This window comes from Mesorhizobium sp. Root157, assembly GCF_001427385.1.
Taxonomy (GTDB): Bacteria; Pseudomonadota; Alphaproteobacteria; order Rhizobiales; family Rhizobiaceae; genus Mesorhizobium.
On sequence record NZ_LMGJ01000001.1, the window covers coordinates 227,216 to 251,913 of the forward strand.

Sequence of the window (24,698 nt, forward strand, 5' to 3'; positions counted from 1 at the left end):
TGACGCATCTGGGGCGCTTGCTGCGGGAGATGGCAACGACCTGAGGCACACCAACGACAAGATTCAAGAGGGTGAGCAGGAGGCTCGACATGTTTTCGCGCAATCGCATGACCACGACCGCGCTCGGGGCACTGGCCCTGTGCGCGACACTATCCCTGACGCCTGCCGTGGCGCAGGATTCCACCGATCCTATCAAGCTGACGCTGCACGACTGGACCGGCCAACTCATCACCACCCAGATCATGGGCGAGGTGCTGAAGAAGGCCGGCAACAATGTCGAATATGTTCAGGCCGACTATCTGGCCCAGTTCGCGGGGCTGGAAAGCGGCGACCTGCATGTCGCAATGGAAATGTGGGAAACCACCGGCCGCGACGCCATGGATGCCGCAACCGCGACCGGCAAGGTCGAGAATTTCGGCGCGACCGGCATGAAGGCCAAGGAGGAGTGGTGGTATCCCGAATACATGAAGGAGAAATGCCCCGGCCTGCCGAACTGGGAAGCGCTGAAGGACGAGAAATGCGCCGAAGCGTTTTCCACCGCCGAAACGGCGCCGAAAGGCCGCTATCTTGGCGGACCCGTCACCTGGGGCGGCTTTGACGACGAACGCGTCGAGGCGCTCGACCTGCCGTTCGAAGTGATCCATGCCGGTACGGACGCCGCCTTGTTCGCCGAGCTTGAGAGCGCCTACCAGCGCCAGGCGCCGATCCTTTTGTGGATCTACGCGCCGCACTGGTCGACGGCGAAATACAAGGGGGAATGGGTCGAATTCCCCGAATACACCAAGGAATGCTACACTGACCCGGCCTGGGGCTCGAACCCCGACATGGCCTATGACTGCGGCAAGCCGTTCGGCGAAATCTGGAAGGTCGGCTGGGTCGGCGTGAAGGACAAGTGGCCGGATGCCTACAACGCGATCAAAGCCTTCACCATCGACAATGACGAGATGGGTCAGATGATCACCAAGGTCGATCTGGACGGCAAGAAGATCGAAGACGTGGTGGCTGAGTGGATGGGCGCCAACGAGCCGCGCTGGTCGCAGTGGATCAAGAAGTAGGTGTTGGGCGCGTGCGCTTGAGGGTTGGCAAACCTTATGACCCCAAAACTCGTCTGCCGTAACGTCTGGAAGGTGTTCGGCGCAGGGGCCAGGGAATTCCTGCAGTCGACCGGGGGAAACGCCGGGCTGAAGGAACTGGGCGAGCGGGGACTCGTCGGTGCCGTGCGGGGCGTCAACCTCGATGTCCGCACCGGCGAGATTTTCGTCATCATGGGCCTGTCGGGCTCCGGCAAGTCGACACTGGTGCGCTGCCTGTCGCGGCTGGTCGAACCGACGGCGGGCGAAATCCTGTTCAAGGGCGAAAACCTGCTCGAGGCCGACGACCGGCGCATGATCGAAATCCGCCGCCACCAGATGGGCATGGTGTTCCAGAACTTCGCGCTTTTGCCGCATCTGACCGTGCTGGCCAACGTCGCCTTTCCGCTCGAAGTGCAGGGCGTGGACCGCCCGGCGCGCGAGGAACGCGCCCGCAAGATCATCGAACTGGTCGGCCTGGCCGACAAGGAGCATTTCTTTCCGCGCGAATTGTCCGGCGGCCAGCAGCAGCGCGTCGGCATCGCCCGCTCGCTGGCGGTGGAGCCGGAACTGTGGTTCCTCGACGAGCCGTTCTCGGCGCTCGACCCGCTGATCCGGCGCGAAATGCAGGACGAGTTCATGCGCCTGCAATCGGTGCTGAAGAAGACCATTGTCTTCATCACTCACGACTTCGACGAGGCGATCCGGCTGGCCGACCGCATCGCCATCATGAAGGACGGCGCGGTGGTCCAGATCGGCTCGCCCGAGGACATCGTGCTCAATCCGGCGACGGACTACGTCGCCGAGTTCACCCGCAACGTGCCCAAGGCGAAAGTGGTGAGGGTAGCGAGCGCCATGAAGCCGGCAGGCGCCAAGGCTAAAGGCCTGAACGGTGTGGCGGTGTCGCCCAGATCCACGGTTGCCGAGACGGCTCCCTTGTTCGGCACGGACGTTGAACGGCTGCGGGTTGCCGACGAAAGCGGGGCGACGGTGGGCGTGCTGGAGCGCGCCGATGTCGTCGCCCTGATGATGCGGGGGTAGGTAGCCATGGTTACGCACGCCCCCTCCACCACGCTTCGCGTGGTCTCCCTCCCCCGCTTCGCCGGGGAGGATCCGCAGCACCGACGCAGGCACGACCTGTATCCTCCCCCGTTCACGGGGGAGGGGGACCGCCGGAGGCGGTGGAGGGGGCGCCAAACAGTTCGACTTGGGACGGGCCCATGACCACCCCAGCCATCGACAGCACACACCGCCCGATTGCCCCGCGCCTCGACGGCGGCACGCTGTCGTGGCCGTGGCTGATTGCCGGGGCGTTGTTTGTACTTTTCTGGCAGTACGGCCAACCGCTAGCGAAATGGGCCTTCGACTATCCGCGCGCATGGCAGGTGCCGGCGCAGCGCTGGATCAGCAACGCCATGAAATGGCTGCTCGACAGCGCCAGCTTCGGCCTGTTCACCTTCACCGACCTGACCCGCTTCATAGCCCGCTTGATCGACCTGCCCTATCAGTTTGCGCTGAGCCTGCTCTCCACAGGCTTCCTGTCGGGACAAGGCTCGAGCGCAGTCGAGGTTCTGCCGCCTTTGTCCTGGGTCGCCGTCATCGTCATCGTCACGTTGATGGGCTACCACGCGGGCGGACGCAAGCTGGCGCTGCTCGTCGCCGTCTGCTTCGGCTTCCTTGCCGTCTTCGGCCAGTGGAACAGCTCCATGGTGACGCTGGCCTCGATCCTGGTGGCGGCCCCGCTCGGCGTGGCCGGCGGCCTGCTGCTCGGCATCCTGGCCTATCGCTACCCGCGTTTCGAACGGGCGCTGACGCCGCTGCTCGACCTGATGCAGACGATCCCGGTGTTTGCCTATCTGGTGCCAATCCTGTTCATGTTCGGCTTCGGGCCGACCGCCGCCGTGGTGGCGACATTGATCTACGCCATGCCGCCGATGACGCGCATAACGGTGCTGGCATTGCGCTCGGTGCCGTCGGAGATCCTCGACCTCGGCAAGATGATCGGCTGCACGCGCCGGCAGATGACGTGGCGGATTCTTGTTCCATCGGCAAAGGACAGCCTGATGGTCGGCGTCAACCAGGTGATCATGCTGTCGCTCAACATGGTCATCATCGCCTCGATGATCGGCGCCGGCGGGCTCGGCTTCGACGTGCTGGCGGCACTGCGCCGCCTCGACATCGGCGCCGGGCTGGAAGCCGGCATGGCCATCGTGGCGCTGGCCGTGGCGCTCGACCGGCTTTCGCAGGCCTATGCCATCAAGGCGGGCAGCGAAGGTGCTGCCGTGCGGACAGGAAATTTCCTGCAACGCCACCCCTATACTTTTGCCGCGCTGGCAATCGTCATCGTGACCGGTGTCGTCGGGTTGGCCGTGCCGGCGCTGCAGCATTACCCGGAAAGCCTCGAGGTCTCGACCGGCGGCTTCTTCGACGAAGTGGTGCGCTGGATCAACGTCAATTTCTTCGACACGCTGGAGGGGCTGAAGAACCTTGTCCTGCTCAACGTGCTGGTGCCTCTGAAGCGGCTGCTCGGCGGCTTTCCATGGCTGGGCGTCACGCTGCTTCTGGCCTTTGCCGGCTGGCGGCTGGGCGGCATCAGGCTGGCGGCGCTGGTCGGCGCGCTTTGCTTGCTCATCGCCGCGACCGGCCAGTGGGAAAAGGCGACGATCACCGTCTATCTGTGCGGCATCTCCGTCATCTTCGCCTCGCTGATCGGCATCCCCATCGGCATTGCCTGCGCGGAACGCACGCGCCTGTGGCGCTGGATGCAGGTCGTCATCGACACGCTGCAGACGCTGCCGTCCTTCGTCTACCTGATGCCGGCGGTGATGCTGTTTCGCGTCGGCGATTTCACCGCCCTGATCGCCATCGTCGCCTATGCGGTGGCGCCGGCGATCCGCTACACGGTGCTCGGCCTGCAGAAGGTCGACCCGCGCCTGATCGAAGCCGGGCAGGCGATGGGCTGCACGCCCTGGCAGGTGCTGACCAAGATCAAGCTGAAGCTGGCCTTGCCGGAAATCATGCTGGGACTGAACCAGACCATCATGTTCGCGCTGTCGATGCTGGTCATCACCGCGCTTGTCGGCACCCGCGACCTCGGCCAGGAGGTCTATATCGCGCTGACCAAGGCCGACACCGGACGCGGCCTTGTCGCCGGGCTGGCCGTCGCCTTCATCGCCATCATCGCCGACAGGCTGATTGCGGCCGGTGCCGCGCGGGCGAAACAGCGGCTGGGGCTGGTGTGATGGACGCACCCGACCCAGGCATCGAAGATCGCATCCGCGCGCTGCCGTGCTGGAACGGCGCGGTCGGGATTGCGCCGCTGGACGGCGGCTTGAGCAATCAGAACTTTCTCGTCACCGACGCCGGCGGCAGGCATGTAGCCCGGCTGGGCCGCGACTTTCCCTTCCACCACGTGCTGCGCGACCGTGAACTGATGACGGCGCGCGCCGCCCACGAAGCGGGCTTCGGGCCGCGCGTCGAATATGCCGGAAACGGCATCGTCGTGTGCGAATATATCGAGGCAAGGACCTATGCCGCCGAAGACGTGCGGGCCAATCTGGCGCGCATCGCACCCCTGATCCGCGCCTTCCACGAGCAGATGCCGAGACATGTGTCCGGCCCCGGCTTCATGTTCTGGGTGTTCCACGTCATCCGCGACTATGCGCGTACGCTGAAGGAGGGAGGCAGCCGCTTCAAAGGCAAATTGCCCGCCTATCTGGAGCTTGCCGGCGAGCTTGAGCGCGCACAATCACCGCTGCCCATCGTCTTTGGCCACAACGATCTGTTGCCGGCAAATTTCATGGACGACGGTGAAAGGCTGTGGCTGATCGACTTCGAATATGCCGGCTTCAACACCGCCATGTTCGACCTTGCCGGCACGGCGTCCAACGCCGGCATGGCGCAAGCGCAATCCGACGAGTTGCTGGCTGCCTATTTCGGCCATGCGCCGGATGCCGCGATGCTGCGCTCGCATGCGGCTATGCAATGCGCCTCGCTGCTGCGCGAAGCCATGTGGAGCATGGTTTCCGAACTGCATCTCGACACGCCCGGCGTCGACTACGCCGCCTATACGGCGGACAACCTCGCCCGGCTCGAAGCGACCCTGCACAGCTACCGAACCCGCTACGGAAAGCACCCATCATGACCTTGCCAACCCATGCCGAAATCGTTGTCATCGGCGGCGGCATCATCGGCTGTTCGACGGCCTACCATCTGGCCCGCGACCACAAGGCCGACGTCGTGCTGCTGGAACAGGGGCGCATCACCTCTGGTTCGACCTGGCACGCCGCAGGCCTGGTCGGCCAGTTGCGCTCGTCTGCCTCGATCACCCGCGTGCTGAAATATTCGGTCGAGCTCTACAAGGGGCTGGAGGCCGAGACCGGGCTGGCGACCGGCTGGAAGATGACCGGCTGCCTGCGGCTCGCCACCAACGCCGATCGCTGGATCGAGTTCAAGCGGCTGGCAACGACTGCGAAAAGCTTCGGCATGGACATGCAGCTTCTGTCGCCCGACGAAGTCAAGCGCATGTGGCCGCTGATGGAGACGGGCGATCTCGTCGGCGCAAGCTGGCTGCCGACCGACGGGCAGGCAAGCCCCTCCGACATCACCCAATCGCTCGCCAAGGGCGCGCGCATGCATGGCGCCAAGCTGCATGAGGGCGTGCGCGTCACCGGCTTTGCCATGCGGGACGGCCGCATCACGGCGGTCAAGACCGACAAGGGCGACATCGCTTGCGACAAGGTGGTAAACTGCGCCGGCCAGTGGGCCAGGCAGGTGGGAGCCATGGCCGGCATCGACGTGCCGCTGCAGCCGGTCAAGCACCAGTACATCATCACCGAGAAGATCGACGGGCTGGCGAACGACGCGCCGACCATCCGCGACCCCGACCGCCGCACCTACTTCAAGGAAGAGGTCGGCGGGCTGGTCATGGGCGGCTACGAGCCGAACCCCCAGGCCTGGGAAACCGGCCTTGCCGGCGGCGACGTGCCCAATGACTGGGAATTCCGCCTGTTCGACGACGACTACGATCATTTCGAGCAGCACATGAGTGAAGCCATTGCCCGCGTGCCGGCGTTGGCCAATGTCGGCGTCAAGCAGATGATCAACGGTTCGGAGAGCTTCACGCCGGACGGCAACTTCATCCTCGGCTCAGCTCCCGAATGTTCCAACATGTTCGTCGGCGCTGGCTTCAACGCCTTCGGTATCGCATCGGGCGGCGGTGCTGGCTGGGTGCTGGCGCAATGGGTGGTGGACGGCGAAGCGCCGCTGGATCTGTGGGTGGTCGATATCCGCCGCTTTTCCGAAATGCACCGCGACCGGCAATGGGTGCGCGACCGCACGCTGGAAGCCTATGGCAAGCACTACACGGTCGGCTTCCCGCACGAGGAATACGAAAGCGGCCGGCCGCGCATCGTCTCGCCGCTCTATCAGCGACTGAAGGCCCACAATGCCGTGTTCGGCTCCAAGCTCGGCTGGGAGCGGCCGAACTGGTTCGCACCACAAGGCATGGAGGCAAAGGACGTCTATTCGATGGGCCGCCAGAACTGGTTCGGCCCGGTTGGCGACGAACACCGCCATGTGCGCGAGGCGGTCGGCATCTTCGACCAGTCGTCCTTCGCCAAATACGAGCTGTCGGGCTCCGATGCGCTGAAGGCGCTTGACTGGATTTGCGCCAACGCTATCGACAAACCGGTCGGGCGGCTGACCTACACGCAACTGCTCAATACGCGTGGCGGCATCGAGGCCGACCTGACGGTGGCCCGGCTGGCAGACGAAAAATTCTACATCGTCACCGGCACCGGCTTCCGCACCCACGACCTGTCGTGGATCAAGGACCACATCGCCACGGATGCCAGGGTCGACGTCAAGGATGTGACTGAGGCTTTCGGGACTCTGTCGCTGATGGGGCCGAAGGCGCGGAAGGTGCTGGAAGCCGTCACGGATGTCGATGTCTCCAATGCCGCCTTCCCGTTCGGCCATGTCCGCGAGATCGCTATTGCCGGGCACACAGTGCGGGCGCTGCGCGTCACCTATGTCGGCGAACTCGGCTGGGAACTGCATGTGCCGATTGGCGCGACCGGCGAGGTTTTCGACGCGCTGATGGCGGCGGGCAAACCGCACGGCATCCGCCCTGTCGGCTACCGTGCGCTGGAATCTCTGAGGCTGGAGAAAGGCTATCGCGCCTGGGGTTCCGACATCACCCCCAACGACACGCCGTTGGAAGCCGGCCTCGGCTGGGCGGTCAAGCTGAAGAAGAACACCGATTTCCTCGGGCGACGTGCTCTGGAGACGATGAACGGCGCCGTGCCCAAAAAGCGCTTCGCCGGCTTCACCGTGGATGACCCCGACATCGTGCTGGTCGGCCGCGAGACGATCCTGCGCGACGGGCAACCGGTCGGCTATCTGACCAGCGGCGGCTATGGCTACACGGTCGGCCAGAACATCGGCTACGGCTATGTGCGCAACGATGGCGGCGTGTCGGACGATTTCCTCACTTCAGGCAATTACGAACTGGTGGTCGCCATGGACAAGGTGCCGGCCGGCCTCCATCTCGAACCGCTTTACGATCCAACTGGCGAGAAGGTAAAAAGTTGAGGGCTGGCGCTCCCACGAGCGAACCTTATTCTACGCCGGCCTGGAACATCGGCCCGCCGCGCCAGGCCGGATAGCCGTAGCCGTTGATCAAAACGAGGTCGATGTCGGAGCCGCGCAAGGCAATGCCTTCGGCAAGGATCTTGCGGCCTTCCTCGACGATTGCAGCCATGACCCTTTTGATGATTTCGGACGAGGTGAAAGACCGGCGCTCGATGCCAGCCTCGCGTGACACGGCTTCGATCAGCGCAGTTACTTCGGGGTCGACGGCTTTTTCACCGCTTGCGTAGGTGTAGTAACCCTTGCCCGTCTTGCGGCCGAACCGGCCGGCCTCGCACAGCCGGTCGGCGATGACGCCGTAGCGTTCGGACGGATCGCGCGTGGCGGCGTTGCGCTTGCGCCGTGCCCAGGAAATGTCGAGCCCCGCAAGATCGTTGACCGCATAAGGCCCCATCGGGAATCCGTAGCCTTCCAGCGCCGCATCGATGTCCTGCGGCAGTGCGCCGTCCTCCAGCATGAAATCGCATTGCCGGCGATAGGCGGTGAAGATGCGGTTGCCGATGAAGCCTTCGCAAACGCCGCTGACCACGCCGAGCTTGCCCAGTCTCCTGGCGACCGCAAGGCCGGTGGCCAGCACATCGGGCGCTAGCTTTGCGGTGCGTACCACCTCCACCAGCCGCATGACATTTGCCGGCGAAAAAAAGTGCAGGCCGATCAGCCGTTCCGGCCCCCGGACCATGGACGCGATGGCGTCCGGGTCCAGATAGGAGGTATTGGTGGCAAGGATGGTGTCTGGCCTGACAATGGCTGACAACGATTGAAACAGTTCCCGCTTGACGGCGAGATCGTCGAACACGGCTTCGATGACGAGGTCGCAGGACGCCATGGCCTCCCGTCTATCGGCAAACCGGATGCGAGACAGCCGCTCGCCCATTGCCGCCTCAGCGATACGGCCCGATTTGACCATGCGTCGATAGATGTCCTCGATGCGCGCTCGGCCCGCATCGAGCGCCGCCTTGTCGCGCTCGACAACGGTTACGGAGAAGCCGGCGTCGGCAAACGAAACGGCGATGCCGGCCCCCATCAGGCCCGCCCCGACGACGCCTGCGGCCTCGATATTGCGCGGCTCGACGCCTTCGATGCCCGGCACCTTGGCGGCCTTGCGCTCGGCGGCAAAGACATGGCGCAGCGCCAGCGACTGCTCTGACCCGAGCAGCTCGACAAAGACGGCGCGCTCTTCTGCGAGACCCGCTGCCAATGGCAATTCGAAAGCGCGGCGCACCATGTGCGCGGCCCTGGCAGGAGACAGTTGCCCGCGCGCCTTGCGCCCGATGGCCGCGAACTGCCTGTCGGCTTCCGCGGGGTCGAATTCAGGCACGGCAAGATCGCCCGTGCGGCGCAGTTCCGCACCGATCAGTTCGCGCGCAAACGCCTTGGCGTCCTCGACAAGATCGCCTGTCGCGATGCGGTCGGCCGCACCCAGCTCGACAGCTTCGGCAGCGCTGACGCGCCGCCCGCTCGCTGCGATTTCCATCGCCGCCGCAACGCCGACGAGGCGCGGCAGGCGCTGCGTACCGCCGGCGCCGGGAATGATGCCGAGCTTGACTTCAGGCAGGCCGAATTGCGCGTCGGGGGCGGCGATGCGGGCATGCGCACCGAGCGCAAGCTCGAACCCGCCGCCGAGCGCCGTGCCATGGACCGCCGCCACCACCGGCTTTTGCGAGGCTTCGACAGCGTCGATCACTTCCGGCAGCAAAGGCTGGCGCGGCGGCTGGCCGAATTCCTTCACGTCCGCACCGGCAACGAACGTCCTGCCGGCACAGGCAAGCACAATGGCCTGCAGCGCCGGATCGGCGGCGGCTTCGGCAAGGGCGGTCATCAGCCCTGCCCGCACGGCATGCGAGGCGGCGTTGACCGGCGCATTGTCGATCACGATAACGCCGATATTTCCGTCGCGGGTCAGGGTTACGCTCATGGCGGTCCTAGGCCCATTCAATCCGGAACCACGGCGGTCGCCTGGATTTCGACAAGCGCCTCGTCTTCGATAAGGCCGGAGACCTCGACCACGGCCATGGCCGGGAAGTTACGGCCCATCGTTGCCTTCCAGGCCGCGCCGATGTCTTTCAGCGAAGCCGAATAGGCTTTGCGGTCGGTGACGTACCACGTCATCGTCGTGATGTGCTCCGGTCCGGCACCGCCTTCCCGCAGGATCGCCAGGACGTTGTCCAGCGTCTGCCTGATCTGGCCGGCCAGGTCGTGGACTTCGAACTTGCACTGGCCGTTCCAGCCGATCTGGCCGCCGATGAAAATGGTGCGGCCACGCGCTTCGATGCCGTTCGAATAACCGATCGGCTTGGTCCAGCCTTCGGGCTGCAGCACCCGATGCGGTGTCGAGGGAGCCGGCTGTTGGGACAAATTGGTGACGCTCATGGCAAATCCTGTCTCGATGTCTTCATCAACTCGCGGCCGATGATCAGTTTCTGCACTTCGGTCGCGCCCTCGTAGATGCGCAACGCCCGGATTTCACGGTAGAGTCGCTCGGTGATTTCGCCGACGCGCACGCCGCGCCCGCCGAACAGTTGCAGCGCCTGATCGATGACCCATTGCGCGTTTTCGGTCGCCGTCAGCTTGGCCATGGCCGCCTCGCGCGTCGTCGGCAACTTCTGCGCGTCGCGCCGCCATGCGGTGCGGGCGACCAGAAGCGCCGCCGCATCGATGGCTGTCGCCATCTCGCCCAGCGTCGACTGCGCGGTCGGCAGGTCGGCCAGCGTCGCCCCGAACATCTTTCGCGACCGCGCGTGGCTCAGCGCCTCGTCCAGCGCCCGGCGAGCAAAGCCAAGTGCCGCCGCCGCCACCGAAGGGCGGAAAATGTCCAGCGTGCGCATGGCGATCTTGAAGCCTTCGCCGGGTTGCCCAAGAAGCTGCGCAGCCGGAATGCGGCAATTGTCGAAACGGATGCGGGCCAGCGGATGCGGCGCGATGGTTTCGATGCGCTCGGCAATCGAAAAGCCGGGCGTATCGGCGAAGACGACAAAGGCCGAAATGCCGCGCGTGCCGGGCGCTTCGCCGGTTCGGGCAAAGACGGTGTAGACGTCGGCGATGCCTCCGTTGGAGATGAAGATCTTCTCGCCGTCGAGCACATAGGCGTCGCCGTCGCGACGCGCAGCACAGGCCATCGCCGCGACGTCCGATCCGGCATCGGGTTCGGTCAGCGCGAAGGCTGAAATCAGTTCGCCCTTGGCGACCTTGGGCAGGATCGCCTGCTTGATCTCCTCGATGCCCGACAGGCTGATCGCGCCGGTGCCCAGCCCTTGCATGGCGAAGGCGAAGTCGGCCAGCCCATCGGCATAGGCCAGCGTCTCGCGCATCACGCAAAGCGAGCGGCTATCGATGGCTGGCGAGACGCCGCCATAGGCTTGCGGCACGCAATGGCGCAGGAAGCCGGCGGCACCCAGTCTGGCAACCAGTGCCTTGCAGGCCGTGTCGGCATCATGGTGGTCGATAACGCCAAGTCCTTTGCCGGCTATGAACGCGCCCAGATCTTTCGCCAACGCCCGATGATCGGCGGCGTAAAACGGCCAGTCGAGATGGTCGCGTGACGGCTGGTGCGTGGAGGTGGCCGCCATCGCCTCAATCTCCCTTGAAGGCGGGCTTGGCCTTGGCCGCGAAGGCCTCGAAGGCGCGGCGGAAATCGCCGGTCGCCATGCAGATCGCCTGCGCCTGCGCTTCCGATTCGATCAGTTCCTCGATGCCCATGCCCCATTCCTGGTCGAGCATCTTCTTGGTCATCGAATGGGCGAACCATGGCCCGTCGGCCAGATTGCGGGCGAATTTCCGGGCTTCGGCAAGCAGCCCGCCGCGCTCGGCAAGCGTATTGTAGAAACCCCATGCATGGCCTTCAGCGGCCGTCATCACCCGGCCGGTGAACAGAAGTTCGGCGGCGCGGCCCTGGCCGATGATGCGCGGAAGGATGCCGCAAGCGCCCATGTCGGCGCCGGCAAGGCCGACACGCGTGAACAGGAAGGCGGTCTTGGCTTCCGGCGTGGCGGTGCGGTAGTCGGACGCCATGGCAAGGATGGCGCCGGCCCCGGCGCAGATGCCGTCCACGGCTGCAACGATCGGCTGCGGGCAGGCCCGGATCTGCTTGACCAGATCGCCGGTCATGCGGGTAAAGGCAATGAGGTCCGGCATCGCCATTTTGGTCAGCGGCTCGATGATCTCGAACACGTCGCCACCGGAGGAGAAATTGTTGTCCGCACCGGTCAGCACCACGGCGCGCACGTCGCTGGCCCGCTGTAAGGCGCGGAACAGGCCGGCAAGCTCCTCATAGCTTTCGAAGGTCAGCGGGTTCTTCTTCTGAGGCCGGTTGAGGGTGATGGTGGCGACGCGGCCGTCCTCGTCCGTCTCGAACAGGAAGTGGCTGGCCTTGTGGCCCTTGAAGGCACGGCGTTTGGCCTGCATGGCGTTGGTCATCTGTCAGCCTCCCATGATTTCGCCGCCGGCGACCGCTATCGCTTGCCCGGTGATTGCCGACGCACCCTCGCCAACGAGCCACAGCACCGTGTCGGCCACTTCCTGCGGTGTCACCAGCCGGCCTTGCGGATTGGCCCGCGCCAGACTTGCCCGCGCTTCGTCCGCCGTGCGGCCGGTCTTGCCGGTGATCGTCGCCACCGCAATGTCCAGCAACGGCGTATCGGTGAAGCCGGGGCACACCGCATTGACGGTGATGCCGGTGCGCGACAGTTCGAGCGCCAGCGCCCGCGTCAACCCGACAACGCCATGCTTGGCCGCGCAATAGGCGGAAACATAAGGATAGCCGGTCAGGCCGGCGGTGCTGGCGATGTTGACGATGCGGCCATTGCCGGCGCGGCGGATCGACGGCAGCAGCGCCTGGGTGACGGAAAACGTCCCGGTCAGGTTGATGCCGACGACGTGATTCCACGTCTCAAGGCTGGTCTTTTCGAACGGAGCCGAAGGCGCTTCGCCAGCGCAATTGATAAGCACCGCCACCTCGCCGAGTTTGTCGACGGCGCGCGCTATGCCCTGCTCGATGGCCTGCGCATCCGTGACATCGAAACCGTCGACGACGACTGCCTGCCCCCCTGCGGCCTCGATCTCGCCCGCCACATCCTTGAGCGGCGCTGCGCGGCGTCCCGCCAGCGAGACGGCAAGGCCCTTGCCAGCAAGCGCCAGCGCGATGGCACGGCCGATGCCGGTGCCTGCTCCGGTGACGAAAGCGTGCCGGTTCATCGCTTGCCCGCCGCTTCTGCTGCGGCGCGGGCCAGGTTGCTCTCATATTGCTGGCGGGCGGTGCGATACTGTTTCGGCCACGCAACACCGCCATAGCCGATCCGGGCCGCCTCGTGCAGGACGAAGGACGGGTCGGCCAGATGCGGACGCGCCACCGCGCACAGATCGGCGCGGCCCGCGGCGATGATCGAATTGGCATGGTCGGCTTCCGAGATGGCGCCGACGGCGATGGTTGCCACATCGATCTCGTTGCGGATCTTGTCCGACATCGGCGTCTGCCACAGGCGGCCATAGACCGGGTGGTCGTCGTTCACCACCTGGCCGGACGAACAGTCGATGAGATCGGCGCCTGCATCCTTGAACATTCGGGCAAAGATCGCCGCATCGTCGGGCGTATTGCCGCCTTCGTGCCAGTCGGTGGTGGAAAGGCGTACCGAAATCGGCTTTTCCGCCGGCCATGCGGCGCGGATGGCGCGGAACACTTCCAGCGGAAAACGGGCGCGGTTCTCATGGCTGCCGCCATACTCGTCCGTGCGCTTGTTGGTCAGCGGCGACAGGAACGACGACAGAAGATAACCGTGAGCGGCGTGCAGTTCGAGAATATCGAAGCCGATTTCTAAGGCCCGTTCCGTTGCCGAAACGAAATCCGCGACGACCCGGTCCATGTCCTTTCGCGTCATGGCGCGCGGCATGTCCGAATGCTCCAGATAGGGAAGCGCGGACGCCGAGAGCAGCGGCCAGCCACCCTCCTCGACCGGCTGGTCGGTGCCTTCCCAGGCCACCTTGGTCGCGCCCTTTCGGCCGGCATGGCCAAGCTGGATGCCGATCTTGGCCGGCGTCTCGCGATGCACGAAATCGACCATGCGCTTGAAGCCCGCAGCCTGCTCGCCGTTCCACAGGCCAAGGCAGCCGGGCGTGATGCGCGCATCGGGCGACACGCAGGTCATCTCCGGGAAGACCAGCGCCGCACCGCCCATGGCGCGTGCGCCGATATGGACGAGATGGAAATCGTCGGGCAGGCCGTCCGTCGCCGAATACATCGCCATTGGCGAGACGACGATGCGATTGTGCAGGGTCAGGTCCCGCACCGTGTAAGGCGTGAACATGGGCGGCGGCACCGCACCGTTGGGTGCCGGATCGATGCCGGCGCGCTCGGCGAACCAGCGCTCGTAATTCTCCAGCCAGTCCTTGTCGCGCAAGCGCAGATTCTCATGGCTGATGCGCTGCGAGCGCGTCAGCATCGAATACATGAACTGTTCCGGCTCAAGCGTGTCGGCATAGCGCTTGCCGACCACCTCGAACCACTCCATCGCGTTGCGGGCTGCATTCTGGATGCGCGCGACATCAACGCGGCGCACCTCCTCATAGGCGGCAAGCACGGACGGAATATTCTTCGCATCGTGCCTGGCAAGATCGAATTGCCGGGTCAGTTCGATGGCGTCGTCGATGGCGAGCTTGGTGCCCGAGCCGATGGCAAAGTGCGCGGTGTGGGCGCTGTCGCCCATCAGGACGACATGGCTGTTGCCGTTGAAGTGGCTCCATTTTTCGCAGATCAGCCGGCCGAAATTCAACCAGGACGAGCCGCGCAGATGGCGCGCGTTGCTCATCAGGCTTTCGCCGTCGAGCGTCTCGGCAAACAGTTTTTCGCAGAAAGCGATCGACTGGTCCTGGTCCATGTCGCCAAGGCCATGGGCCTCGAACACATCCTCGGTGGTTTCGACGATGAAGGTCGAGGTGTCGGCGTCGAAGCGATAGATGTGGGCCTGGAACCAGCCATGCTCGGTCTTGCGGAAATCGAAGGTGAAGGCGTCGAAGCGCTTCTTCGTGCCAAGCCAGACATAGCGGTTCGGCCGCACCACCATGTCGGGCTTGAAGATGGCGGCATATTTGGCACGCACCCTCGAATTGACGCCGTCGGCGGCAATGACCAGATCGGCGTCGGCGAATTCCTCTTCGTTCACGACCTCGCGCTCGAACACCATCTCGACGCCAAGCTCGATGCAGCGCTCCTGCAGGATGTTGAGCATCTTCTTGCGGCCGATGCCGACGAAGCCGTGGCCGGTGGTGCGGATCTTGCGGCCCTTGAACACCAGTTCGATGTCGTCCCAGTGATTGAAGGCGTCTTCGATGGTCGCGGCGGTTGCCGGGTCCCACTGGCGCATCGCCTGCATCGTCGCATCGGAGAACACCACGCCCCAGCCGAATGTATCGAACGGCCTGTTGCGCTCCACCAAGGTGACGTGGTGGGCGGGATGCTGCTTCTTCATCAGCAAGGCGAAATAGAGCCCGGCAGGCCCGCCTCCGATGCAGACAATGCGCATGATCGACCTCCTGGGGCAGCGGTCCCTAGGGTCAGGACGCGCCAATTCCCTTCAATCCAGAATGACCTCAATCGAAAATAACTTCAAGCTTAAAGTTTTTTCCATTGACGAACGGCGCTTCCAAAAGCGGTCGAGCGGCGCAGCCCAACCCGCCGCCGCAGAGCCGGTCAAACTGTTTCGAGGGGCAAGAACCGCTATTGCGGACTGGTGAGCGACGTGCGGATCGAGCCTTTCAGCTTGCCGAGTTCCTTCATCAGCGCGGCGCCGTCACGCGCCGACAACTGTTTGAACATGTCGCCGATCCATTCGCCGTGCCGGTCGGCCATGGTGCGGAATGCGCCGCGCCCCGCCTGGGTCAGCGCGATGATCTGGACGCGCCTGTCCTTGGGCGAAACGGTGCGGCTGACATAACCGCTTTCGACCAGCCGCTCCACCAAAGCGGTGAGATTGCCGGCCGAAACCATCATGCGCTTGGAGACTTCGCCAAGCACCATGCCGTCCTCCGCCCGCTCGAGCTGGGCAAGCAGGTCGAAGCGCGGCAGCGTGAAGTCGAATTCCTCTCGCAAGCGGCGGCGGATTTCGCTTTCGACCAGCGTCGTGCAGGTCAGGAGCCGAAGCCAAAGCCGGATTTCGTCGCCGTGATCGTGCGGCGCTTCCTCCACCTTGGTCTCGCCGTCGACCCATTCGGCGGTGCCGGCCGTATCCTTGTTGTCATCCATGTCGCGCCCGGTCGCTCCTCGCTCGCCGCACCAGCAATGCTGTCCGTCCCGGTCAGTTGTAGGCCAAATGCACCGGAGCGGACAATAGTTGAAACTTCAAGGATTGGGGGTGCCGCCAGCCAGCGCCTGTCTTGGCCTAATGCATGCGGCCCGGAAAGTGGGAACCAGTTTCGGTATAACGACATGCATAGAAACAGGTAGTTAGCGCGCGCCAGCGAATCTGAAAGATCGCGACGTGCTCCAGGCCCGTGCGCCAACAGACGAGACGGTATCGACGTGTGGGCGACGCGCCTAGTCTTCCGTATGGATGTAGACGTGAAGCGTATAGCCGATGTGCTCGATCATCAGCGCCTTGGCCCGTTCGATATTGCGGTCGAGCGCCGCCTCCATCAAGGCGGTATGATGCTCGATCGCCATCGCTTCGCGCAGCGCCGCCACGGCCTTTTCAAAACCCAGTTGCTGGCCGGCGGCTGCCTTCATCGTCGGCGCCAGCCCGAGGAAGCGGTGATGGCGGCGCAACTGGTCCGAGACGGTGGATTGGAACCGCAACAGCCAGCTCGACTTCGCCGCGCTTAGCAGCGCCGCATGGAAGGCCGTGTGCCTGTCGTCCCATTCGTCGACAGCGGCTTCGGACGGATCGTCCGGCGCGATCTTGCAGCGCGACAGCCGATAGTGGCTGGTCACCACAGCCGACTCCCAATCGGCATCGCCATTGCCGATGGACTCGATGAGCAGCGGCAGTTCGACCACCATGCGGGCGCGGGCGAGGTCTTCCAGTTCCGTTTGCGATACCGGCGCGACCGCGAAGCCGCGATTGCTGATCGCCGTCACCAGCTTCTCGGCCTCCAGCCGCGACAGGGCTTCACGCAGCGGCGTCCAGCCAAGGCCATAGGCATCGCGCAAGGCGCCGAGCTTCAGCGACGCCCCCGGTTTCAGACGGGTGGCAAGGATGTCGCGGCGCAGCAGCCGGTAGGCTGCCTCCGTCTTGCTTGCTGAGCCGTCGTCCTGCATGGCCGCATCCACGATCATCGAGGAATCGATTATATATGAAGCGCTCGATCTACCAAATTATATATGATTTGGCCAAATCATCCATCGTATATATAGGTTTGACAACCCATCGGAAGCGGCTATGATCCTTGACAGGAAGCGGCCCGGAGTGCCGCAAGTCGTCGTTTGGGAGGATACTTATGAACAGGCTGAAATCCGGCTGGTTGTCCGGGATTGTTCTTGCAGGCGCTTTCATTGCCGGCATTGCCACTGCCGCCGCTGACCCGATCAAGATCGGCATCGCCAATTTCGGCGAGCACCCGCAGTTGAACGCCTCCATCGCCGGCTTCAAGAAAGCCCTGGCCGAGAACGGCTTCGTCGAAGGCACGGATGTCGTCTATTCGGAAAGCCACACCAATTTCGACGCCTCGCTGGTGCCGCAGATGATCGCCAAGCTGCAGGCCGAACAGCCGAAGCTGATCTACACCGTCACCACCCCGGTTTCGCAGATCGCCCAGAAGGCGCTGGCCGGCTCCGGCATTCCGATCGTCTTCACTGCCGTGACCGACCCTGTCGCAGCCAAGCTGGTTCCTTCGTGGACTGAAGGCGGCGACGGCATCACCGGCTCCAGCGACCTGCAGGACATGGCCGCGGTGATGAAATTCACCCACGAGCTTCTGCCCAACGCCAAGCGTTTCGGCGTGCCCTACAATCCGGGCGAAGCCAACGACGTCGCCCTGCTCGACAACGTCAAGGCGCTCGCCCCGGACAACGGCTTCGAGGTCGTGGCCGTCGGCGTGGACAACGTCAACGACATCCAGCAGCGCATCGCTTCGTTTGCCGGCAAGGCCGACGTGATCTACACGCCTGCCTCCAACCTGTTGCAGCCAGCCATCGCCGCCGTTTCGGCAGCGGCACGCCAGGCCGGCATCCCGATCGTCAACTCCGATGACGGCGCGGTCCGCAGCGGCGTCGTTCCGGCCAGCTTCGCCGTCAATTACGACAAGGTTGGCGAGAGCGCCGGCAAGATCGCGGCCCAGATCCTCAAGGGCGCGGATCCCAAGACCATCGCACCGGCCAAGCCGGCCTACGAAGACCACTCCGCGCTGATCTCAAGGAAGGTTGCCAAGGAATTCGGCATCGAAATCCCGGCTTCCTTCGACAACTGCGAGTGCTTCGCGGACTGAGTTGAAAACAGCGATCAGGAAATGGCGGCGTTTTCACAACGCCGCCTTTTTCTTAAATGCGGTTCCGGAGAAGTGAGAACGGTTTCCTCCCGGAATTGCGCAAGCGTACAAACCGCGACAACGGTGGAGAAGGCGGATGCTGGAAATCCAGTCGGCCCGCAAGGTCTTCTACAAGGGCCAAGCTGACGAGAAGGTCGCGCTCGACGGGCTTAACATGTCGCTCAAGACCGGTGAGTTCGGCGTCGTCATCGGCTCCAACGGCGCCGGCAAGTCGAGCATGCTCAACGCCATCTCCGGTTCGCTGGTGCTCGATACCGGCAAGATCCTGATCAATGGCGACGACGTGACGCCGATGCCGGTTCACAAGCGCGCCGCCCGTCTCGCCCGCGTCTTCCAGGACCCGATGCGCGGCACCGCCGCCTCGATGACTGTGGCCGAGAACATGCTGCTGGCCGACCTGCGCGCCAAGAAGCGCACCTTGCGGCCCGGCCTCAACGCCGCCCGGCTTGCCGCCTACAAGGAGCGGCTGTCGGTGCTTGGGCTTGGCCTCGAAAACCGCCTGAACACCAAGGTCGAACTGTTGTCCGGCGGCCAGCGGCAATCGCTGTCGCTGATCATGGCGGTCGGCGGATCGCCCGAACTGCTCTTGCTCGACGAGCACACCGCAGCGCTCGACCCGCGCACCGCCGACATCGTCATGCAGGCGACCATCCGCACGGTCGAGGCGCTGAAGCTGACCACGCTGATGGTGACCCACAACATGCAGCATGCGGTGGATTTCGGCGACCGCGTCGTCATGCTGGATGCCGGCAAGGTGCGCCTCGAAATCGCCGGCGACGAAAAGACGAATGTCACCGTGACCGACCTGATCGGCCATTTTTCGGTCAAGACCGACCGCATGCTTCTGGCGAGCTGACCACGATGGGCTTTTTCGAAACCACCCTTTCCAGCTTCGTGGCGCTGATCCCGGTCACGCTGGCGCAAAGCTTCATCCTGAGCTTCGTCGTGCTGGGCATCATGATCCCGTTTCGCATGCTGAGCTTCCCGGACCTGACCAGCGAGGGCGCCTTCCCGCTCGGCGGCTGCGTGTGCGGCGTCATGCTGGCGGCGGGCGCCTCGCCGCTCACGGCCATCGCGGTGGCGCTGATGGCCGGCTTTGCCGCCGGCTGCTGCACGGCCTTCATCCACCTGCGCTTCCGCATCCACTCGCTCTTGGCCGGCATCCTGATCATGACGATGCTCTATAGCGTCAATCTGCGCATCATGGGCCGCTCCAACCTATCGGTGTTCGGCAATGCGACCGTGTTCGACTGGGTGCCCGGCCTGCAGGCCGGCTTCCCGGCCAGCAAGATCGTCGTGGCCGGGCTTATCAGCCTGCTGGTGCTGGTTTTGCTCTATCTCTACTTCAAGACGGAAAAGGGCACGGCGGTGCGTGCCGTCGGCTCCAATCCAGACATGGCCGAAGCGCAAGGCATCAACGTCTGGGCGGCCACCATCGGCGGCATCGGCCTTGCCGGAGCCTTCTCGGCCGGGGGCGGCGCGCTGATGGTGCAAAGCCAGGGCTTTGCCGACGTCAATATGGGCCTCGGCATCCTCATCAACGGCCTTGCCGCGCTGATGATCGGCGAGGCGCTGACCGGCAAGCAGACGGTGCTGCGGCAACTGGCGGCGCCTTTCGTCGGCGCCATCGTCTACTACCAGCTTGTCTCTCTGTGCCTTGCCGCCGGCATGCCGCCGCCCGACCTCAAGCTCGCCACCGGCCTGTTCGTGCTGACCATGCTGGCCCTGCCCAGCCTGAAGCTCAGCCGCGGACCGGCAGCCGCCAAAGAATCCTTTCGCGAATAGGCTGGAAGGCTGCAATGCCCAATAGACATGACCTCGCCTCCATCGAGACAATGGATGCCACCGACCCGTTGCGCGCCTTCCGCAGCCGCTTCGTGCTGCCCGATGGCGTCATCTATCTCGACGGCAATTCGCTGGGTGCCGCTTCACCGGCCGTCTTTGCCGAGTTGCAGAAGGCCGCCACCGAGGAATGGGGCCAGGGGCTGATCCGCAGCTGGAACAGCGCCGGCTGGTTCGACCTGCCGCTGCAACTCGGCGACCGCATCGGCCGGCTGGTCGGCGCGGCGAAGGGACAGACGGTGGTGGCGGACACCACCTCGATCAACATCTACAAGGCGCTGCACGCAGCCCTTGCGCTTCGCCCCGGACGCAGCGTCATCGTCGCGGAAAGCGGCAGCTTCCCGACCGATCTCTACATGGCCGAAGGCGTCGCCTCGACCCGGCCCGGCACCAAGCTGCGGCTCGAAGGCGTCGACGCGGCAAGCATCGAAGAGCTGATCGACGAAAACACGGCGGTCGTGCTGGTCAACCACGTCAACTACAAGACCGGCGCACTGCGGGACATGGAAGGCCTGACCGGCAAGATCCACGCTGCCGGCGCGCTGGCGATCTGGGACCTGTGCCACAGCGCCGGCGCCCTGCCCGTCGATCTGGATGCCGCCAAGGCCGACTTCGCCGTTGGCTGCACCTACAAATATCTGAACGGCGGCCCCGGCTCGCCGGCCTTCGTCTATGCGGCCGAGCGTCATCATGCCGGCATCGTGCAGCCGCTCAGCGGCTGGTGGGCGCATGCCCGCCCCTTCGCCATGGAGGTAAACTTCGCCGGCGGCGAAGGCATCCGCCGCTTCCAATGCGGCACCCAGCCGATGCTGTCGCTCAGGGCGCTGAAGGGCGCGCTCGACGTCTGGGACGGCGTCGACATGCAGGCCTTGCGCCATAAGAGCATCGCGCTGACCGACCTGTTCATCGAACTGGTCGAGGCCCGCTGCGGCAAGCATGGCGTGGCTCTGGAAACCACGCGCGACAGCGAGCGCCGGGGCAGCCAGGTCTCCTTCGCCCACGCCAACGCCTATGAGGTGATGCAGGCGCTGATCGAGCGCGGCGTCATCGGCGACTTCCGCGCGCCCTCCACCATGCGCTTCGGCTTCACGCCGCTGTACACCAGCTATCGCGACGTCTGGCAGGCGGTGGCGATCCTGGAAGAGATTCTGGACAGCGGCTGGTGGAAGGAGCCACGCTTCGCGGTCAGGTCAGCGGTGACGTGAATTCCCCTCCCCCTTGCGGGGAGGGCGCCATGCATGGTCACACGCCTAGATAGCGATCCTGAAGTTCGGCGGTGAGCGCTTCGGGCTTGCCCTCGAAGACGGTGACGCCCTTTTCCAGCACGAAGCAGCGGTCGGCGACCGGCAGCAGTTCCGACAGCGTCTTGTCGACGACGAGGATCGACTGGCCCGCCACCTTCAGCTTGCGCAGCGCCGCCCAGATGTCCTGACGGATGACCGGCGCCAGCCCTTCGGTCGCCTCATCGAGGATCAGCAGGCGAGGATTGGTCATCAGCGCGCGGCCGATGGCCAGCATCTGCTGCTCGCCGCCTGACAGCGTGTTGGCATATTGACCGAGACGCTCGCCGAGACGCGGAAAAAGCCCGGTGACGCGCGCCAGCGTCCAATCGCTGCCGCGCGCGGCGACCAGGAGGTTCTCCTCGACGGTGAGGTTGGGGAAGCAACGCCGGCCTTCGGGAACCAGCCCCAGCCCCTGTTGGGCGATGCGGTGCGACGGCAGGCCGGCAATTTCCTTGCCGGCAAAATGGATGGTACCGGCGCGTGGCTTGACCATGCCGAGGATCGAACTGATCGTCGTCGTCTTGCCCATGCCATTGCGGCCCATCAGCGCCACGACCTCGCCGTCTTCGACCGTAAGATCGACGCCGAACAGCGCCTGCGAGGCACCGTAGAAAGCTTCGACGCCCTTGAGAGACAACAAGCTCATGCCGCGTCTCCGAGATAGGCGCGGCGCACTTCCGGGTTGGCGCGGATTTCATCGACCGTGCCGGTGGCGATGATGCTGCCATAGACCAGCACCGAGATGCGGTCGGCCAGGGCGAAGACGGCATCCATGTCGTGCTCGACCAAAAGGATCGGCGCTTCACTGCGCAGGGCGTCGAGGAAACCAGTCAGTCGCTTCGACCCGTCGGGGCCGAGGCCCGCCATCGGCTCGTCAAGCAGGAAAGCCTTCGGGCCGAGCGCCAACGCAATCGCCACCTCGAGTTGGCGGCGCTCGCCATGCGACAGCTCGGCGGCAGGCACACGCGCCCGATCCTGCAGGCCGACCCGTTCCAGCATCGCCATGGCCGGCTCGGTCAGGCTCCTGTCGCCCGCCACGGGGCGAAAAAAGCGGAAGCTCGACCCTTGCCTGGCCTGCACCGCCAGCATCACGTTGCGCAGCGCCGAGAATTCCGGCGCCAGCGAAGAAATCTGAAAGCTGCGGCCGAGTCCCCGCCTGGCCCGCGCAGCCATGTCGAGGCCGGCCATGTCCTGCCCCTGGAAGCGGATCGAGCCGCTGTCAGGCTTGAGCGAACCGGAAATCTGGTGGATCAGCGTACTTTTGCCCGCACCGTTGGGGCCGATCAGCGCATGGATTTCACCCACCCTGAGGTCGAGGCTCACCCCGTCCGTCGCCTTCAGCGCACCGAAGCTTTTGCGGATATCGGTGAGTTCGAGGATCGCGTCAGTCATGGCGCGCCCTCCCCGCGACAAGGCCCAGCAGGCCACCGCGCGCGAACAGCACCACACCGAGCAGCATCAGGCCGAGGAAAAACTGCCAGCGTTCGGTGATACCGCCCAGCGCAAACTCGAACAGCACGTAGACAATGGCGCCGGCGATCGGCCCGAACAGGCGGCCCTTGCCGCCGAGGATGATCAGCACGATCAGTTCGCCCGACATCTGCCATGACGCCATCGAAGGGCTGACGAAGCGGTTGAGGTCGGCAAACAGGGCGCCGGCAAGTCCCGTCACCATGGCCGAAATGACGAAGGCCACCAGTTTGATGTTGAACGGGGCGATGCCGACCGCCGACAGGCGGGTGGTGTTCTGCCGCGCTGCTTCCAGTGCCGCACCGAAGCGCGAGCCGCGCAAAAGCCAGAACAGGCAGACCGCCGCCGCCAGCACGCCAAGGCAGACGAGGAAATAGGGAAGGGGCTGGGCCGTGTTCACGCCGGGAAAGGTGTTGCGCACGTAGAGCGACAGCCCGTCCTCGCCGCCATAGTCGGGCCACGAGACGGCGAAGTAGTAGATCATCTGCGCGAAAGCCAGGGTGATCATGATGAAGTAGACGCCCGATGTGCGCAACGATATCGCCCCGATCGGCAAAGCGACGAGCCCGCACAGCACAACGGCAACCAGCCAGATCACCGGCATCGAGGTGGTGGAAGGCAGGCCAAACAGCACCGTTTCGCCGTTGAAGGCGTGCGTGGCGAGAATACCGGCGACATAGCCGCCAAGACCGAAGAAGGCGGCGTGGCCGAACGACACCAGCCCGCCGAGGCCGAGCGCGATGTTGAGGCCGATAGCCGCCAGCGCCAGGATGACGATGCGCGTCGCCAGCGTGACGTAGAACGGTTCTCCTGCCGCGACCGCCGCCAGCGGAACGCCAAGCAGCAACAGCGCAAGCACGATATTGGCGGTTTTCTCCCGCGACAGCCCGGCCATCATCCGTGCCCCGCGAAAAGGCCGCGCGGCTTGAACGCCAGGATCATCGCCATGACGATATAGATCAGCATCGAGGCAAGGGCGGCGCCCACCATGTTGGCCTGCGAGGCGGGCAGCGCCAGCGCCAGCAGTTTCGGCAACAGGAAGCGCCCCATCGTATCGACGATGCCAACGAGGACTGCGCCGACCAGCGCGCCCTTGATCGAGCCGATGCCACCGATGACGATGACGACGAAGGCAAGGATCAGCGCCGGCTCGCCCATGCCGACCTGCACCGATTGCAGCGCGCCGACCATGGCGCCGGCAAGCCCGGCAAGGGCCGCACCTAGCGCGAAGACGACGGTGTAGAGCGTGCGGATATCGACGCCGAGCGCTGCGATCATTTCTCGGTCGGTCTCGCCGGCGCGGATGCGCATGCCGAGCCGCGTGCGCGAAATCAGGAGATAGAGGCCGATCGCAACGACAATGCCGACGCCGATGATCGCCAGCCGGTAAAGCTGGTACTGCCCGCCGCCCGGCAGCGGCACCGCGCCTTGCAGCAGCGGCGGAATGTCGAGATAGAGCGGGAACGAGCCGAAAATCCAGCGCGTGCCTTCAGACAGGATGAGGATCAGCGCGAAAGTCGCCAGCACCTGGTCGAGGTGATCGCGCTCGTATAGCCGGCGAACGATCACCACCTCCATCAATGCGCCGGCTGCCGCTGCCGCGGCAAGGCTGGCGGCAAGGCCGATCCAGAACGAGCCGGTCGCCGCCGCGACCGCCGCACAAGCGAACGCGCCGATCATGTAGAGCGAGCCGTGAGCAAGGTTGATCAGGCCCATGACGCCGAAGATCAGCGTCAGGCCGGCCGCAATCAGGAACAGCATGACGCCGAGCTGCAGTCCGTTCAGCAATTGCTCGATCAGCAGGGCAGCGGACACAAAGCTGGTTCCCGGTCAGATTTTTGATGGAAGGATGAGGGCAAGCCGCACGGCATACCCAAAGATGCAAGCAGCCCCCGACAGGGACTGCTTGCATTCA

General features: G+C 64.7%; 21 protein-coding genes. 9 read left to right on the forward strand and 12 right to left on the reverse strand.

Annotated features, from left to right (window positions below):
- Nucleotides 1-89 precede the first annotated feature (89 nt).
- The 5 genes from ASD64_RS01075 to ASD64_RS01095 all read left to right on the forward strand — a co-directional run bounded on the left by ASD64_RS01075 (nucleotide 90) and on the right by ASD64_RS01095 (nucleotide 7,664).
- The gene (locus ASD64_RS01075; RefSeq protein WP_056099338.1) at nucleotides 90-1,055 is read left to right on the forward strand and encodes an ABC transporter substrate-binding protein; all 966 of its coding nucleotides are present in this window, start codon (nucleotides 90-92) and stop codon (nucleotides 1,053-1,055) included.
- Between the two features lie 36 nt (nucleotides 1,056-1,091).
- The gene (locus ASD64_RS01080; RefSeq protein ID WP_056099343.1) at nucleotides 1,092-2,111 is read left to right on the forward strand and encodes a quaternary amine ABC transporter ATP-binding protein; all 1,020 of its coding nucleotides are present in this window, start codon (nucleotides 1,092-1,094) and stop codon (nucleotides 2,109-2,111) included.
- Between the two features lie 179 nt (nucleotides 2,112-2,290).
- Complete coding sequence (locus tag ASD64_RS01085) at nucleotides 2,291-4,312, forward strand: ABC transporter permease (protein WP_056099346.1); 2,022 nt, start codon at nucleotides 2,291-2,293, stop codon at nucleotides 4,310-4,312.
- Nucleotides 4,312-5,214 carry a choline/ethanolamine kinase family protein gene (locus ASD64_RS01090; RefSeq protein ID WP_056099348.1) on the forward strand — a complete coding sequence of 301 codons (903 nt, stop codon included), beginning with the start codon at nucleotides 4,312-4,314 and terminating at the stop codon, nucleotides 5,212-5,214. The genes ASD64_RS01085 and ASD64_RS01090 overlap by 1 nt, the downstream gene beginning before the upstream one ends.
- Nucleotides 5,211-7,664 (forward strand): GcvT family protein, encoded by a 2,454-nt coding sequence (locus ASD64_RS01095; RefSeq protein ID WP_056099351.1) that lies wholly within the window; start codon nucleotides 5,211-5,213, stop codon nucleotides 7,662-7,664. Before ASD64_RS01090 ends, ASD64_RS01095 begins: the two co-directional genes overlap by 4 nt.
- A gap of 25 nt (nucleotides 7,665-7,689) precedes the next feature.
- Here the strand turns inward: ASD64_RS01095 and ASD64_RS01100 are convergent, their stop codons facing one another.
- The 8 genes from ASD64_RS01100 to ASD64_RS01135 all read right to left on the reverse strand — a co-directional run bounded on the left by ASD64_RS01100 (nucleotide 7,690) and on the right by ASD64_RS01135 (nucleotide 16,962).
- The gene (locus ASD64_RS01100) at nucleotides 7,690-9,636 is read right to left on the reverse strand and encodes a 3-hydroxyacyl-CoA dehydrogenase NAD-binding domain-containing protein (RefSeq protein ID WP_156459948.1); all 1,947 of its coding nucleotides are present in this window, start codon (nucleotides 9,634-9,636) and stop codon (nucleotides 7,690-7,692) included.
- Nucleotides 9,637-9,653: 17 nt separating this feature from the next.
- Nucleotides 9,654-10,091 carry a RidA family protein gene (locus tag ASD64_RS01105; RefSeq protein ID WP_056099357.1) on the reverse strand — a complete coding sequence of 146 codons (438 nt, stop codon included), beginning with the start codon at nucleotides 10,089-10,091 and terminating at the stop codon, nucleotides 9,654-9,656.
- On the reverse strand, nucleotides 10,088-11,287 hold the full coding sequence (locus ASD64_RS01110; RefSeq protein ID WP_056099360.1) for an acyl-CoA dehydrogenase family protein: 1,200 nt from the start codon (nucleotides 11,285-11,287) through the stop codon (nucleotides 10,088-10,090). Before ASD64_RS01110 ends, ASD64_RS01105 begins: the two co-directional genes overlap by 4 nt.
- A 4-nt stretch (nucleotides 11,288-11,291) precedes the next feature.
- Nucleotides 11,292-12,134, reverse strand: a complete 843-nt coding sequence (locus tag ASD64_RS01115) for an enoyl-CoA hydratase family protein (RefSeq protein WP_056099362.1) — start codon at nucleotides 12,132-12,134, stop codon at nucleotides 11,292-11,294.
- A gap of 3 nt (nucleotides 12,135-12,137) precedes the next feature.
- On the reverse strand, nucleotides 12,138-12,911 hold the full coding sequence (locus ASD64_RS01120) for an SDR family NAD(P)-dependent oxidoreductase (RefSeq protein ID WP_056099365.1): 774 nt from the start codon (nucleotides 12,909-12,911) through the stop codon (nucleotides 12,138-12,140).
- Entirely contained in the window at nucleotides 12,908-15,232 is a 2,325-nt protein-coding gene (locus ASD64_RS01125; protein ID WP_056099368.1) for a bifunctional salicylyl-CoA 5-hydroxylase/oxidoreductase, read from the reverse strand. Before ASD64_RS01125 ends, ASD64_RS01120 begins: the two co-directional genes overlap by 4 nt.
- A 194-nt stretch (nucleotides 15,233-15,426) precedes the next feature.
- Nucleotides 15,427-15,951 carry a MarR family winged helix-turn-helix transcriptional regulator gene (locus tag ASD64_RS01130; RefSeq protein WP_056099370.1) on the reverse strand — a complete coding sequence of 175 codons (525 nt, stop codon included), beginning with the start codon at nucleotides 15,949-15,951 and terminating at the stop codon, nucleotides 15,427-15,429.
- Between the two features lie 291 nt (nucleotides 15,952-16,242).
- Complete coding sequence (locus ASD64_RS01135) at nucleotides 16,243-16,962, reverse strand: GntR family transcriptional regulator (protein ID WP_056100170.1); 720 nt, start codon at nucleotides 16,960-16,962, stop codon at nucleotides 16,243-16,245.
- A gap of 179 nt (nucleotides 16,963-17,141) precedes the next feature.
- Between ASD64_RS01135 and ASD64_RS01140 the strand changes: the two genes are divergently transcribed.
- From ASD64_RS01140 to kynU, 4 genes are all read left to right on the forward strand, one after another.
- A complete protein-coding gene (locus ASD64_RS01140) occupies nucleotides 17,142-18,128 on the forward strand; it encodes an ABC transporter substrate-binding protein (RefSeq protein ID WP_056099372.1) in 987 nt (328 codons plus the stop codon).
- 136 nt (nucleotides 18,129-18,264) lie between these two features.
- Nucleotides 18,265-19,044: an ABC transporter ATP-binding protein gene (locus tag ASD64_RS01145; RefSeq protein WP_056099375.1), complete on the forward strand. Its 780-nt coding sequence runs from the start codon at nucleotides 18,265-18,267 to the stop codon at nucleotides 19,042-19,044.
- Nucleotides 19,045-19,049: 5 nt separating this feature from the next.
- A complete protein-coding gene (locus ASD64_RS01150) occupies nucleotides 19,050-19,973 on the forward strand; it encodes an ABC transporter permease (RefSeq protein WP_056099379.1) in 924 nt (307 codons plus the stop codon).
- A gap of 14 nt (nucleotides 19,974-19,987) precedes the next feature.
- Nucleotides 19,988-21,235: a kynureninase gene (gene kynU, locus ASD64_RS01155; RefSeq protein ID WP_056099382.1), complete on the forward strand. Its 1,248-nt coding sequence runs from the start codon at nucleotides 19,988-19,990 to the stop codon at nucleotides 21,233-21,235.
- Between the two features lie 37 nt (nucleotides 21,236-21,272).
- On the opposite strand, the gene ASD64_RS01160 is transcribed toward kynU, so the two are convergent.
- The 4 genes from ASD64_RS01160 to ASD64_RS01175 are packed head-to-tail and all read right to left on the reverse strand — an operon-like array spanning nucleotide 21,273 to nucleotide 24,598.
- On the reverse strand, nucleotides 21,273-21,959 hold the full coding sequence (locus ASD64_RS01160; RefSeq protein ID WP_056099385.1) for an ABC transporter ATP-binding protein: 687 nt from the start codon (nucleotides 21,957-21,959) through the stop codon (nucleotides 21,273-21,275).
- Nucleotides 21,956-22,705, reverse strand: coding sequence for an ABC transporter ATP-binding protein (locus ASD64_RS01165; protein ID WP_056099387.1), 750 nt, complete (start codon nucleotides 22,703-22,705; stop codon nucleotides 21,956-21,958). The genes ASD64_RS01160 and ASD64_RS01165 overlap by 4 nt, the downstream gene beginning before the upstream one ends.
- Nucleotides 22,698-23,678, reverse strand: coding sequence for a branched-chain amino acid ABC transporter permease (locus tag ASD64_RS01170; protein ID WP_413813563.1), 981 nt, complete (start codon nucleotides 23,676-23,678; stop codon nucleotides 22,698-22,700). The genes ASD64_RS01165 and ASD64_RS01170 overlap by 8 nt, the downstream gene beginning before the upstream one ends.
- Entirely contained in the window at nucleotides 23,678-24,598 is a 921-nt protein-coding gene (locus tag ASD64_RS01175) for a branched-chain amino acid ABC transporter permease (protein ID WP_056099393.1), read from the reverse strand. Before ASD64_RS01175 ends, ASD64_RS01170 begins: the two co-directional genes overlap by 1 nt.
- Nucleotides 24,599-24,698: the final 100 nt, after the last annotated feature.

Coding starts and splice junctions, on each gene's coding strand:
- ASD64_RS01075 (WP_056099338.1), top strand. CDS start 90: ATGTTTTCGCGCAATCGCATGACCACGACCGCGCTCGGGGCACTGGCC.
- ASD64_RS01080 (WP_056099343.1), top strand. CDS start 1,092: ATGACCCCAAAACTCGTCTGCCGTAACGTCTGGAAGGTGTTCGGCGCA.
- ASD64_RS01085 (WP_056099346.1), top strand. CDS start 2,291: ATGACCACCCCAGCCATCGACAGCACACACCGCCCGATTGCCCCGCGC.
- ASD64_RS01090 (WP_056099348.1), top strand. CDS start 4,312: ATGGACGCACCCGACCCAGGCATCGAAGATCGCATCCGCGCGCTGCCG.
- ASD64_RS01095 (WP_056099351.1), top strand. CDS start 5,211: ATGACCTTGCCAACCCATGCCGAAATCGTTGTCATCGGCGGCGGCATC.
- ASD64_RS01100 (WP_156459948.1), bottom strand. CDS start 9,636: ATGAGCGTAACCCTGACCCGCGACGGAAATATCGGCGTTATCGTGATC.
- ASD64_RS01105 (WP_056099357.1), bottom strand. CDS start 10,091: ATGAGCGTCACCAATTTGTCCCAACAGCCGGCTCCCTCGACACCGCAT.
- ASD64_RS01110 (WP_056099360.1), bottom strand. CDS start 11,287: ATGGCGGCCACCTCCACGCACCAGCCGTCACGCGACCATCTCGACTGG.
- ASD64_RS01115 (WP_056099362.1), bottom strand. CDS start 12,134: ATGACCAACGCCATGCAGGCCAAACGCCGTGCCTTCAAGGGCCACAAG.
- ASD64_RS01120 (WP_056099365.1), bottom strand. CDS start 12,911: ATGAACCGGCACGCTTTCGTCACCGGAGCAGGCACCGGCATCGGCCGT.
- ASD64_RS01125 (WP_056099368.1), bottom strand. CDS start 15,232: ATGCGCATTGTCTGCATCGGAGGCGGGCCTGCCGGGCTCTATTTCGCC.
- ASD64_RS01130 (WP_056099370.1), bottom strand. CDS start 15,951: ATGGATGACAACAAGGATACGGCCGGCACCGCCGAATGGGTCGACGGC.
- ASD64_RS01135 (WP_056100170.1), bottom strand. CDS start 16,962: ATGCAGGACGACGGCTCAGCAAGCAAGACGGAGGCAGCCTACCGGCTG.
- ASD64_RS01140 (WP_056099372.1), top strand. CDS start 17,142: ATGAACAGGCTGAAATCCGGCTGGTTGTCCGGGATTGTTCTTGCAGGC.
- ASD64_RS01145 (WP_056099375.1), top strand. CDS start 18,265: ATGCTGGAAATCCAGTCGGCCCGCAAGGTCTTCTACAAGGGCCAAGCT.
- ASD64_RS01150 (WP_056099379.1), top strand. CDS start 19,050: ATGGGCTTTTTCGAAACCACCCTTTCCAGCTTCGTGGCGCTGATCCCG.
- kynU (WP_056099382.1), top strand. CDS start 19,988: ATGCCCAATAGACATGACCTCGCCTCCATCGAGACAATGGATGCCACC.
- ASD64_RS01160 (WP_056099385.1), bottom strand. CDS start 21,959: ATGAGCTTGTTGTCTCTCAAGGGCGTCGAAGCTTTCTACGGTGCCTCG.
- ASD64_RS01165 (WP_056099387.1), bottom strand. CDS start 22,705: ATGACTGACGCGATCCTCGAACTCACCGATATCCGCAAAAGCTTCGGT.
- ASD64_RS01170 (WP_413813563.1), bottom strand. CDS start 23,678: ATGGCCGGGCTGTCGCGGGAGAAAACCGCCAATATCGTGCTTGCGCTG.